The sequence below is a fragment of the Nocardiopsis codii genome (assembly GCF_036327455.1).
In the GTDB taxonomy this organism is placed as follows: Bacteria; Actinomycetota; Actinomycetes; order Streptosporangiales; family Streptosporangiaceae; genus Nocardiopsis; species Nocardiopsis codii.
Genome location: NZ_JAUZMY010000057.1, coordinates 16,134 through 27,728, shown reverse-complemented (window position 1 = coordinate 27,728; position 11,595 = coordinate 16,134). Strand labels below are relative to the sequence as shown.

Sequence of the window (11,595 nt, the reverse complement as noted above, 5' to 3'; positions counted from 1 at the left end):
TGCGCGCACTCCTGCACGACCCCCGCCACACCGGAGCCGCCGACGCCCTGCGCCAGGAGATGGCCGCCATGCCCTCCCCCGCCGACCTCGCCCACACCCTCACCGCCCTCACCGACCAGCGCTGACCGGCGCTGACCGGTCCGACCCCTCAGGCCCCGCCGACGCCCCGGGCGGCGGCGATCCGCTCCAGGGCTGGGACCAGCTGGTCCGGAGCGGGGGCGGACAGGGTCTCGTCACGCATCCGCTCGGCCGCCTCCCTCACCTCGGGACCGTCGAGGACGGCGGCCAGGTGCTGGTCGACCCCCTCGGACAGGGCCGAGGCGAGGGACACCGAGCGCAGGGCGCCCCGGTCCTGGAGCGCGCGCGTGATCAGGCCCCCGTCGAACTGGTCGACGTTGAGCACGACGAACTGCGGGAGCCCCTCCACCAGGGCGTTGCAGAACGAGTCGAAGCCCCCACCGTGCACCAGCAGCGAGCACGACCCCATCAGCAGGTGGGCGGCCGCCGTGTCGGCGACCCGGATCTCCGGCGGGAGCGCCGGCAGCGCGTCCTCCCAGGAGCGCGGGGAGAGCACGACCGGCTCGGCCTCCAGCTCCATCAGCGCGTCGATCACGTCGACGAACGAGGCGGCGCCCTCCGGGGACTTGCTCCAGGAACCCCAGTCGACGAGCACGCGCCGGCCCTCGGGCTCCTCGCGGGCCCACGCCGGCAGGACCGCGCTCCCGCCGTAGGGCACCGGGCGCACGCTCAGGTGCGTCCCGGTCTCCAGTTCCCGCAGCCGCAGCGCCTCGGGGAGCTGGTGCACGGAGAACTGGCCCAGGACGAGGTCCTCGGAGAAGTCCACGCCGAACGCGGCGGCGGCCTCGGTGAGCCAGGCGGTGAGCGCGTCGGGTACGGCCGGGTCGGGGTCGGCCGCCCGGTAGAGGCCGCGCAGGCGCGCGAAGAGGTCGATGCTCCACAGGAACCGCCCGTGGGCCGCGCCGCACGCCTCGGCGGCGATCGCCCCGGAGTAGGTGCTCGGCTCCCACAGGACCAGGTCCGGCTTCCACTCGCGGCAGAACGCCACGAGGTCCTCCGCCATCGGCTCGTTGACGAGTCTCCACCACCAGGTGACGTGGTCCTCGTAGGCGTCGCGCAGGTTCACCTCGCCCAGCCGCTCCGGGCGCTCCTCGGAGAGGTCGAAGATGGACTCGCCCGGCTCCTCGCGCCCGTGGGCCACGACCTCGGCGAGGGTGTGGTCGCCTCCGACCGGCACCACGGTCAGACCCGTCTCGGCGGCCGCCTCGGCCATGGAGGGCTGGGTGGCGATCCGCACCTCGTGTCCGGCGGCACGCAGCGCCCACGCCGTCGGCACCATGCCAAAGAAATAAGCCTTGTCCGCGTATGCCGCGACGACGATTCGCAAGGTGTTCCCCACTTCCGGGATTTCGATGGTCCGATCGGTGAAAGCCGACACCGCTCCTTGACAAGCCCGGCCCGCTGCATGTTCATTGCGGGTGTTGCACTCCGAACCTGTTCTCCTCTTCCGAGCCGGTGTGACGGTACGGTTGTGTTGATCCCTTCGGAAGAGGTTCTGGGAGCCTAGCACCGGTGCTGGATCCAGGCCGGTGGGCATAGCGCAGCAGTATGTTCGCGCCGTACTTGCCCGGCAATATCGATGTTCGGACCTCTCTGGGAGTCACCATGAAAGGTATTGTGTTGGCGGGTGGCACTGGCAGCCGCCTGTTTCCCGCTGCCCGAAGTATTTCCAAGCACCTTTTCCCGGTTTACGACAAGCCGATGTTCTACTACCCGATCTCCGTGCTGATGACGGCTGGAATCCGCGAGATCCTCCTGATCACCAATCCCGAGAGCCTTCCCCTGATCCGTCAGGTGCTCGGCACCGGGAGTTCGCTGGGGATCGAGATCCGGTACGCGACCCAGTCCGAGCCCAAGGGGATCGCCGAGGCGCTGCTCATCGGCCGGGACCACATCCGGGGGAGCCGTAGCGCCCTCGTCCTGGGCGACAACATCTTTCACGGCGAGGGCTTCGGCGGGCTGCTCGACCGGGCCGCGACCTCGACGTCCGGGTGCACGCTCTTCGGATCCAAGGTGAGCGACCCCCGGCAGTACGCGGTCGCGGGATTCGGGGACATGGGCAGGTTCGAGAGCCTGGAGGAGAAGCCGGCCGCCCCGCGCTCGGACTGCGCGGTCACGGGCCTCTATTTCTACGACCAGGAAGTGGTGGACATCGCCGAGAGCATCGTCCCCTCCGCGCGGGGCGAACTTGAGATCACCGATGTCAACCGCGTCTACCTGGAAAGGGACCGGGCCGAACTCGTGACCATGGGGAACGAAATAACCTGGCTCGACCTCGGCACCGAGGAATCCCTGTTGGAGGGAAGCCGATACGTTTCCACCACGGCCCGGGGGACCGGTGTCCGGGTCGCCTGTCTTGAGGAGATCGCCTTGCACATGGGCTTCATCGGAGCGGACGAGTGCTATCGGCTCGGGGAAGAGATGCCCAATTCCCGCTATGGCGCGTACGTCATGGAGGCCGCCCGCAGGGCGGCGGGAGTGTGGCAGGGTGCGGGTGTATGAAGATCCTGGTCACCGGTGGCGCCGGATTCATCGGTTCCAATTTCGTCAGACGTGTCCTCGCCGGCTCCTATCCGCGGTACGCGGACGCCGAGATCGTGGTCCTGGACAAGCTGACCTACGCCGGCACGACGGAGAGCCTGGCCTCCGTGGCGGACGACCCGCGCCTGACCTTCGTCCAGGGTGACGTGTGCGACGAACAGCTCGTCCGCGAACTCATGGGCGGGGTGTCCCTCGTGGTGCACTGCGCCGCCGAGACCCACGTGGACCGTTCGATCTCGGACGCCGGCTGCTTCGTCCGCACCAACGTCATGGGCACCTTCCACCTGCTGGACTCGGCCCTGGCCGAGAACGTGGAGAACTTCGTCCTGGTCTCCACGGACGAGGTCTACGGGACGCTCGGCTCGGGATCGTGGGTCGAGACCGACCCATTGGAGCCCAACTCCCCGTACTCGGCCTCCAAGAGCGCGTCCGACCTCCTGGCGCGGTCCTTCCACCGGACCTACGGCATGCGGGTCTGCGTCACCCGGTGCGCCAACAACTACGGGCCGTTCCAGTTCCCGGAGAAGATGATCCCGCTCTTCGTGACCAACCTGCTGGACGGGACGCCGGTGCCCGTCTACGGGGACGGCGGCAACGTCCGCGAGTGGGTCCACGTGGACGACCACTGCGACGCCCTCGCCCTGGCCGCCGAGCACGGTGAGCCCGGCGAGGTCTACAACATCGGCGGATCGGTCGAGAAGCGGAACCTGGAGGTCACCGACGCGCTCCTGGAGCTGCTCGGGCACGACGCCTCGATGGTCCGCTTCGTCGCCGACCGCAAGGGCCACGACCGCCGCTACTCCGTGGACGGAACCAAGGCCGCCGAGCGGCTGGGCTACCGGCCCGCCGTCTCCTTCGAGGAGGGGTTGGCCCGCACCGTCGCCTGGTACACGGAGAACCGCGCGTGGTGGGAACCGCTGAAGAAGCGCCTCTCCCAAGTGGAGGACGGCGGCTGAGGCGTCCCCGCGCCCGGCCCGCCCGTCCCGCCGGCGGGACAACGGACGACGCCGGCACGGACCCGTATCCCCCGTCCCGGGCCCCCGCCGGGCCCCCGACCCCCGATCGGATCAGGACTCACGTGTCGGTTGACGAGCTCTCCCCCGGCGACCTCCTCACACGGCTCCCCGCGGCGCCCGAACTCTCGGAACGGCCGTGGACGGTGCGCTGGGACGAGCTGGACGAACCCGCGGAACAGGTCCTCGGCCTCCTGCTGCCCCCCGAGACGGCGTTCACCACGTCGGGAAGCACCGGCCGTCCGACCGTCTGGCACCGCACCCGTGAGCAGCTCGTGTCGGAGGCGGGCCTGCTCGCCGCGCTGCTGGAGGACGCCCGCCCCGAGGCGGTCGTGTCCTTCGCACCGCCGCGGCACCTCTACGGGATGCTCGCCAGCGTGCTCGTGCCCGCCCTCCTCGGCGTGCCCGTCTGGTACGTGCCCCAGTTCGCCCAGCTGCCGCCCCCCGACCACCGCCGCTGGGCGGTGATGGCGATCCCCTGGACCTTCCGGATCCTCCTCAGCCGCACGAACTGGATCGACGCGGCCGAACGCCTCGCGTTCGTCCACAGCACGGCGGTGGTCCCGCGCAGCGCGAACGACCTGCTCTCCGCGGCGGGCGGCCGCGCGAGCCTGACCGAGATCTTCGGATCGACGGAGACCGGCGGCGTCGCCCACCGCGAGTGGAACCCCCACAACCCGCCGTGGCACCTGTTCTCCGACGTCGAGTTCGGGGACGGCCCGGACCGCCCCGGGACGGAGGACCCCCTGGTGGTCCGCAGCCCCCGCATCGCGCGGCCCGGGGCGGGGCCCCCGGCCGCGGAGTGCCGGATGGACGACCACGTGGTCCGGCTCAGCGACCGGACCTTCGGGTTCGCGGGACGCCGGACCCGGCTCGTCAACGTCAACGGGCGGCGCCTGGACCTCGACCTCATGGAGGAGAGGCTGGTCGACGTCCTCGACTGCGAGGACCTGGCGTGCGTCCCGGTGCTCGACCCGTTGACCGGGGAGCACTTCGACCTCCTGATCGTCCCGGCGTCGGCCGGGGCCCCCGACGCGGAGGAGCTCAGGAGGGCGCTCGACCGGATCGAATACCTTCCCCGCAGCGTGCGGACGGTGGAGCGGATCGACCGCTCCGAGACAGGCAAACTTCGGCGCGTGCAGTCCGCGCGCGCCCGCCCCGAAGGAGTGGACAGATGACGCCAACGCCGACCAGCCTGGCCGAGGTCGTCCGCCGGGCCGCGTGGGACGCGAGCATCGGCTGGACCGACGACGACCTCTCGCGGATGCAGGCCAGCGCCACGACCATGGCCAAGCACCTGGCCGACGGCGCCGACGTCTACGGGGTCACGCGCGGCTTCGGCCCGCTCGTGGCCTTCCCCGCCTCGGAGTCCGCGGGCGAGCAGGGGGACGGACTCATCGCCCACCTCGGCAGCGCGCAGGGGGAGCCTCTGTCGCCCGAGGTCAGCCGACTCGTGGTCGCCCTCCGGCTCACGAGCATGCGCCGCGGCTACTCCGCGGTGTCGGTCGACTTCTGGCAGGAGCTCGTCGGGCTGTGGAACCGCGGTTTCACCCCCGTCATCCCGCGTGAGGGCACGGTGAGCGCCAGCGGGGACCTCCAGCCCCTGGCCAGCGCGGCACTGGCGTACGCGGGCCAGGGCGAGGCCTGGGTGCGCGAGGACTCCGGCGCCTGGTCGCGCAGACCCGCCGCCGAGGCACTGGGCCGCCTGGGCGCGTCCCCGGTCCGGTGGAACGCACGCGAGGCCCTGTCCTTCGTCAACGGCAGCGGGGTCAGCCTCGCCGTCACCGTCGACAACCACCGCCAGGTCGAGGACGTGGTCCGCGCGTCGGCGCTGATGACCGCCCGGATGGTGGACCTGCTGGGGGCCAACCCCCAGGCGTACGCGGCGGGGATCGCGGAGGCCCGCGGCCAGAACGGCCAGGCCGCCGCCGCCGCGTGGATCAGGTCCGGCATCCCCGCCGGAGCCGAGCGCGACGAGGCCAGGCCCCTCCAGGAGCCCTACAGCCTCAGGTGCGCGCCGCAGATCCTCGGCGCGGTGCTCGACCAGCTCGCCGCCGCGGAGCGCATCCTGCTGCGCGAGGCGGTGGGGACCACCGACAACCCCGTCAGCAGCGCGGGAGAGGTCCTGCACGGCGGCAACTTCCACGCGATGCCCGTGGGCCTGTGCTCGGACCAGCTCGGCCTGGCCCTCCAACAGGTGGCCTACATGGCCGACCGGCAGCTGTCCCTGCTCTGCGGCTCGGACACCAACGGCGGACTGCCGCCGATGCTCACCCCCCGGCCCGGGGCGGGGAGCGGCCTGGCCGGGGTCCAGGTCAGCGCCACCTCGTTCGTCTCGCGGATCCGCCAACTCGTGACCCCCGCCACCCTCACCGCCCTGCCCTGCAACAACGGGAACCAGGACCACGTGCCCATGGCGCTCAACGGCGCGAACTCCCTCGCCCAGGCCCTGGACCTGGCGTGGCTGGTCGTCGGCTCGCTCGGCGTGGGCCTGGCCCAGCTCGCCGCTCTCACCGGCAGGACCGGGGAGACAGGGCTGTGGGGCCGGGTCGCCGAGCTGTCCCCGCCGCTGGACCGGGACCGGCCCCTGGCCGCCGAGGTGCGGGCCGTGCGCGACGTCCTCGCGCGGGAGGCCCGCGCCAGGTCCGGCGAGTGGGAGCACCGGGACGCCTGAGACCGGCCGGGGGGGGGGGGGGGGCCCCCCCCCCCCGCCCCCCGCCCGGCCCCACCCGCCCCGTCCGCGTCACGGACGGGGAATTCGCATGTCAGACGGGGCGTACCGCCAGGTCGCACCCCACAGGAAGGGTTCGCCTTGCAGACGCCAGAACTATGGATCCGGGGCCTCGGTGTGTACCTCCCCGAGACCCGGGTGAGCGTGGAGACCGCCGTGGCCGAGGGACTCACCACGGCGGAGGAGGCGGCCGTCCACGACATGGCCGGCGCCGCCGTCGCGGGCGAGCTCCCCGCCCCGGAGATGGCGCTCCGTAGTGCCCGCGAGGCGTACGACCAGGCGGGGGCCGACCCCGACGACACGCGCGTCCTCCTCTACACGGACATCTGGCACCAGGGCCCCGACGTCTGGTTCCCGCAGTACCACCTCCAGCACCACCTCGTCCGGGGCGACGTCATCGCGGGGGAGCTGCGCCAGGGGTGCAACGCCCTGTTCACCGCGATGGAGCTGACCGAGCCGCACCTGCGCGGCGCCCCGGAGAGCGCCACCGCCCTCCTCGTCGCGGCCGACAACTTCAGCACCCCGAACGTCGACAGGTGGCGCTCGGGAGCCTTCGTGATGGGAGACGGCGCCTGCGCGGTCCTCCTGGGGCGGGCCCCCGGCCTGGCCCGGGTGCTCTCGGTGGGCTCGATGGTCGTCCCCGAGCTGGAGGAGCTGCACCGGGCGGGGGAGCCCGAGTTCCCCCCGGCGGCCACGACCGGCACCGCACTGGACCTTCGCGCCCGGGGGCGCGCCCTCTCCGAGAAGGGGGAGGAGGACCCGGAGGTGGACATCGCCTGGTTCACCCTCCAGCAGAAGATGATGCTGCTGGTCGGCCGCACCCTCGCGGAGGCCGGGGTGGGCTTCGGTGACATCGCCCGCGCCACCTTCAGCAACCTGGGCCCGGGAGCGGTGGAGCATCGCTGGATGGACGTCCTCAAACTCCCCATGGAGAAGTCGACGTGGAGCCACGGCCGGACCATCGGCCACATCGGAGCCGCCGACCCCTTCATCGGGCTGCGCCACCTGCTGGACGAGGGCGAGGTCCGGCCCGGGGACCACGTGGTCCTGGGCGGACTGGGCTCGGGTGTCACGCTCTCCTGTGCCGTGGTGCGGATCGCCGACGTCCTGCCCGGCTCCTGAGACGCGGGAGGCGCCGGACGCGGACAGGCCCCGGAGCCCGCGTCCGGAGGACCGGCCGGCGAACGACCGCGTGAGGGGGACCGGGGGCCCGCCGGGCCCCCGGCCTCACCATGACCAGGCCTCGGGCGCTGGGCCGCCCTTGCCCACCGGGGGGAACAGGGCGTCGATCCGTTCGGCGGTCTCCGCGTCGATCCCCGTCTCCAGGGCCCGGATCGCACCGTCGAGCTGGCCCAGGGTGCGCGGTCCGACGATGGTCGAGTTGACCCCCGGGCGCGAGAGCACCCACGCGATCGACAGCTCGGCCGGGTCGCGGCCCACGGAGTCGCAGAGGTCCTCGTAGGCGGCGATCGTGTCCCCGCGCTCGCGCAGCACCTCCATCGCCCGGCTCTTGGCCGTCTTGACGGCGGTGCCCTCGCGGAGCTTGCGGATGGCGCCGCCCAGCAGGCCGCCGTGCAGCGGCGACCAGGTCAGGATCCCGATGCCGTAGGACGCCGCCGCGGGCAGGACCTCCAGCTCCACGTGGCGCGTGACCAGGTTGTACGCGCACTGCTCCGAGACCAGGCCGAGGAAGTTGCGCCGGTTCGCGGCCTCCTGGGCGGAGGCCAGGTGCCAGCCCGCGAAGTTGGAGGAGCCCACGTAGCGCACCTTGCCCTGATGGACGAGGATCTCCATCGCCTGCCAGACCTCCTCCCACGGCGCGTTGCGGTCCACGTGGTGCATCTGGAAGAGGTCGATCCAGTCCGTGCGCAGCCTGCGCAGCGACTCCTCGCACGAGGCGATGATGTGGCGGGCCGAGAGGCCGCGGTCGTTGGGCCAGTCGCTCATGGGGTTGAAGACCTTGGTCGCCACAATGGAACGGTCGCGGCGCCCCTCGCCCTTGTCGAACCATTCGCCGATGAGTTCCTCGGTCATTCCCTTGTGCACCTGCCACCCGTAGTGGTTGGCGGTGTCGAAGAAGTTGACGCCGTGTTCGAGCGCGCTGTCCATCATCGCGAAACTCTCGTCCCGCGGAGTGTTCACGCCGAAATTCAGCGTTCCCAGGCAGAGGCGGCTGACCTCCAGCGCGGTACGGCCAAGGCGTGTGTACTGCATTCTCTCCCCTGTTTCATGGTGTCTCGCAGAGAAAGCTGGACTCGGGGTCGAACGGAACTCGTGCCGGTGCGCCGGCCGCCGGATGCCGCCGTTATCGCTCCGGCAGGATCCGGAAAGGGCCTCGTGGAGAAGACTTCCACGTCCGGGCGGACCCCGCGCCGCTATGCTCGCGATCCGGCGGCGCCCGGCGGCTAAGAGGCCGCCCCGGCGCCCGCGGACGAAGGGCACCGTACCCCGCGACGCTCGCGCCCCACCGTGCCCGGAGCCCCTGCTCCCGCCGCCGCGCCGCACTCCACAGCCCGCCCCTCCCGGAACCGGCCTTCCGGCGGTTCCGGCTCCTACCCGGGAGATGCCTCCTTGCGTGTACTGCTCGCCTCCTACGCGGAGAAGACGCACTTCATCGGCATGGTGTCCCTCGCGTGGGCACTGCGCGCCGCCGGACACGAGGTCCGCGTCGCCAGCCAGCCGGAACTGACGGGGTTCCTGGCCCGGGCGGGACTGTCCGCGGTCGCGGTCGGACGCGACCACCTCCTGAAGAAGCACTTCGAGGTGGTGACCCAGTGGGGTGAGGGAGAGGCCCCGGGGCTGTTCGACGTCGGCGAGGCCTGGGACGACGACCTGTCGTGGGACGAGCTGCGGTGGGGCGCGCGCGACACGGCGGCCTGGTGGTGGCGGATGGTCAACGACCCGATGCTGGACGACCTGGTCGCGTACTGCCGCGAGTGGAAGCCCGACCTGGTGGTGTGGGAGGCGACCACGTTCGCGGGGGCGATCGCCGCCGAGGCGTGCGGCGCGGCCCACGTGCGCTTCCTGTGGAGCCTGGACCTGTTCGCCGCCATGCGGGTGCAGTACCTGGAGCGCATGGGCGAGCAGCCCGAGGCCGAACGGGACGACCCCGTCCGCGCCTGGCTGGAGAACCGGGCCGCGCGCTACGGCGTCGGTTTCTCCGAGGACCTCGTCCGGGGCCGGGCCACCCTGGACTACCTCCCCGACTCCCTGACCCTGTCCGCGCCCACCGGCGCCCGGCGCCTCCCCCTGCGCTACGTCCCCTACAACGGCAGGGCCGTGGTCCCCGACTGGCTGCGCACCTCGCCGACGCGGCCCCGCATCGCGCTGAGCGTGGGAAGCAGCACGACCGAGTGGTTCGGGGGGCACACGTTCTCGCTGGGCGAGGTCCTGCGGGGGCTGGGGGAGCTGGACGCGGAGATCGTCGCGACCCTGCCGCCGGAGGAGGAGGCCGGGCTCGGCCCGCTCCCCGACAACGTGCGGCTGGTGGGCTACGCGCCCCTGCATGTCCTGGCACCGACCTGCGCGGCCATGATCACGCACTCCGGTCCCGGCACCCTGTGCTCGGGGCTGTCCCACGGGGTGCCCCAACTGCTCGTGCCCGGGCCCCGGCTGGACGCGCCCCTGCTGTCGCGGCTGGTGGAGCGCCGAGGGGCGGGGCTGGTGGTGCTGCCGGAGGACGCCGGGGCCGTGAGCCTGCGGGACACCGCGCGCCGCCTGGTCGAGGACCCCCGCCACGCAGCGGCGGCGGAGCTGGTGCGCCAGGAGATGGCCGCCATGCCCTCCCCCGCCGAGACGGCGCGGGTCCTGGCCGACCTGGTGCGGGAGGGGTCCCTGGGCCCGGCCTGAGCGAAGCGCCGCCGGCGGTTCGGGGGAGCACCGCCGCGCGCTGGAGGAGCCCCCCGCCCCCGCCCGGCCTCGCACGACCGGCGCGGAGCCCCGTGGACCGGGGTTCCGCGCGGGGTCAGCGCTGGTCGGTGAGGGCGGTGAGGGTGTGGGCGAGGTCGGCGGGGGAGGGCATGGCGGTCATCTCCTGGCGCAGGGTGTCGGCGGCTCCGGTGTGGCGGGGGTCGTGCAGGAGTGTGCGCACCCCGGCGGCCACGGCGTCGGGGGTGACCTGGTCGGGATCCAGGACGAGGGCGGCCCCCCGGTCCCGCACCCGGCCCGACAACAGCACGGTGTCGAACATGTTGACGTTGGGGGCCAGGAGCTGGGGGGCGCCGCCGGTGAGGGCGGTCAGGACGGTGCCGGGTCCGCCGTGGGTGACCATGGCGTCGCAGGTGGGGGCGAGTGCGTGCAGGGGCACGTACTCGGTCAGGCGGGTGTTGGCGGGGACGGGGCCGAGGGCGTCCTGTTCGTGGGCGGGCAGGGTCGCCACGACCTCCACGTCCAGGTCGGCCAACCCCTCCAGCAGCGTCCTTGGGCGAGAGCTGGTGCTCCCCGTACCACTCGGCCGCGCTGGTGCCGAGGGTGAGGGCGACGCGGGGGCGTTCGGGTGGGGTGCGCAGCCAGTGGGGGACGACGGCTCTGCCGTTGTAGGGGACGTAGCGCATGGGCAGGTAGGTGAGGTCGTGGGGGGTGGGGACCCTGAGGGAGGCGGGGATCTGTTCGAGGGTGGCTTGTCCGTGGACCAGGGTTTCGGAGTACTCGACGCCGTGGCGGGCGGCGCGGGCGCCCAGCCAGGCGGCCAGTGGGTCCTCCCGCTCGGCGGCGGGCTGCTCGGCCATCCGCGCCAGGAAACGGCGGCGGGTGCGGGCGAAGATGTCGGCTCCCCACAGGTAGCGCACGTGGGCCGCCCCGCACGCCTGCGCCGCGATCGCCGCGGAGAAGGTGATGGGCTCCCAGACGACCAGGTCGGGGCGCCACTCCCGGCAGAACGCGACCAGGTCCTGCTCCATGGGGTCGTTCACCATCCGCCACCACCACGGAACCATCAGGCGGTAGCCCTCCAGCAGATAGTCCCAGGTGAGGACCTCGTCCCGGTCCTCCGCCATGTCGAACTCGTCCTCCTCCCCGCCCGTCATCGCGTGGTACTGGCGCATGACCCGGCGCAGGAGGTGGTCCCGCCCCACGGGGACGAAGGGCAGACCCGTCGCCGCCACCGTCGGCCCCAGCGCGGGCTGGCTCGCCACCCGCACCTCGTGCCCCGCGGCCCGCAGGGCCCACGCCAGGGGCACCATCCCCAGGAAGTGGGTCCTCTCCGCCTGCGTCGCGATCAGCACGCGCACGGCC

At 72.6% G+C, this 11,595-nt stretch carries 8 protein-coding genes and 1 pseudogene; 6 read left to right on the top strand and 3 right to left on the bottom strand.

Annotation, left to right across the window (positions count from 1 at the left end; genetic code table 11):
* Positions 1-148 precede the first annotated feature (148 nt).
* The gene (locus Q8791_RS30960; RefSeq protein ID WP_330095402.1) at positions 149-1,357 is read right to left on the bottom strand and encodes a nucleotide disphospho-sugar-binding domain-containing protein; all 1,209 of its coding nucleotides are present in this window, start codon (positions 1,355-1,357) and stop codon (positions 149-151) included.
* 326 nt (positions 1,358-1,683) lie between these two features.
* On the opposite strand from Q8791_RS30960, the gene Q8791_RS30955 reads away from it, so the two are divergent.
* The 5 genes from Q8791_RS30955 to Q8791_RS30935 all read left to right on the top strand — a co-directional run bounded on the left by Q8791_RS30955 (position 1,684) and on the right by Q8791_RS30935 (position 7,485).
* Positions 1,684-2,580: a sugar nucleotidyltransferase gene (locus Q8791_RS30955; RefSeq protein WP_330095403.1), complete on the top strand. Its 897-nt coding sequence runs from the start codon at positions 1,684-1,686 to the stop codon at positions 2,578-2,580.
* The gene (gene rfbB / locus Q8791_RS30950; RefSeq protein ID WP_330095401.1) at positions 2,577-3,575 is read left to right on the top strand and encodes a dTDP-glucose 4,6-dehydratase; all 999 of its coding nucleotides are present in this window, start codon (positions 2,577-2,579) and stop codon (positions 3,573-3,575) included. The genes Q8791_RS30955 and rfbB overlap by 4 nt, the downstream gene beginning before the upstream one ends.
* Positions 3,576-3,697: 122 nt before the next feature.
* Entirely contained in the window at positions 3,698-4,810 is a 1,113-nt protein-coding gene (locus Q8791_RS30945) for a class I adenylate-forming enzyme family protein (RefSeq protein WP_330095400.1), read from the top strand.
* Entirely contained in the window at positions 4,807-6,306 is a 1,500-nt protein-coding gene (locus tag Q8791_RS30940; protein ID WP_330095399.1) for an aromatic amino acid ammonia-lyase, read from the top strand. The genes Q8791_RS30945 and Q8791_RS30940 overlap by 4 nt, the downstream gene beginning before the upstream one ends.
* A gap of 138 nt (positions 6,307-6,444) precedes the next feature.
* Positions 6,445-7,485: a ketoacyl-ACP synthase III family protein gene (locus tag Q8791_RS30935; protein ID WP_330095398.1), complete on the top strand. Its 1,041-nt coding sequence runs from the start codon at positions 6,445-6,447 to the stop codon at positions 7,483-7,485.
* Between the two features lie 105 nt (positions 7,486-7,590).
* Here the strand turns inward: Q8791_RS30935 and Q8791_RS30930 are convergent, their stop codons facing one another.
* Positions 7,591-8,577, bottom strand: coding sequence for an aldo/keto reductase (locus Q8791_RS30930; protein WP_267947217.1), 987 nt, complete (start codon positions 8,575-8,577; stop codon positions 7,591-7,593).
* A gap of 357 nt (positions 8,578-8,934) precedes the next feature.
* Between Q8791_RS30930 and Q8791_RS30925 the strand changes: the two genes are divergently transcribed.
* Positions 8,935-10,212 (top strand): activator-dependent family glycosyltransferase, encoded by a 1,278-nt coding sequence (locus Q8791_RS30925; protein WP_330095397.1) that lies wholly within the window; start codon positions 8,935-8,937, stop codon positions 10,210-10,212.
* 115 nt (positions 10,213-10,327) lie between these two features.
* Here the strand turns inward: Q8791_RS30925 and Q8791_RS30920 are convergent.
* Positions 10,328-11,591, bottom strand: a pseudogene (locus Q8791_RS30920) (activator-dependent family glycosyltransferase).
* Positions 11,592-11,595: the final 4 nt, after the last annotated feature.

Bases quoted from the DNA above. Each gene is read 5' to 3' on its own strand.
- Q8791_RS30960 (WP_330095402.1), bottom strand. From the start codon at position 1,357: ATGGTGCCGACGGCGTGGGCGCTGCGTGCCGCCGGACACGAGGTGCGG.
- Q8791_RS30955 (WP_330095403.1), top strand. From the start codon at position 1,684: ATGAAAGGTATTGTGTTGGCGGGTGGCACTGGCAGCCGCCTGTTTCCC.
- rfbB (WP_330095401.1), top strand. From the start codon at position 2,577: ATGAAGATCCTGGTCACCGGTGGCGCCGGATTCATCGGTTCCAATTTC.
- Q8791_RS30940 (WP_330095399.1), top strand. From the start codon at position 4,807: ATGACGCCAACGCCGACCAGCCTGGCCGAGGTCGTCCGCCGGGCCGCG.
- Q8791_RS30930 (WP_267947217.1), bottom strand. From the start codon at position 8,577: ATGCAGTACACACGCCTTGGCCGTACCGCGCTGGAGGTCAGCCGCCTC.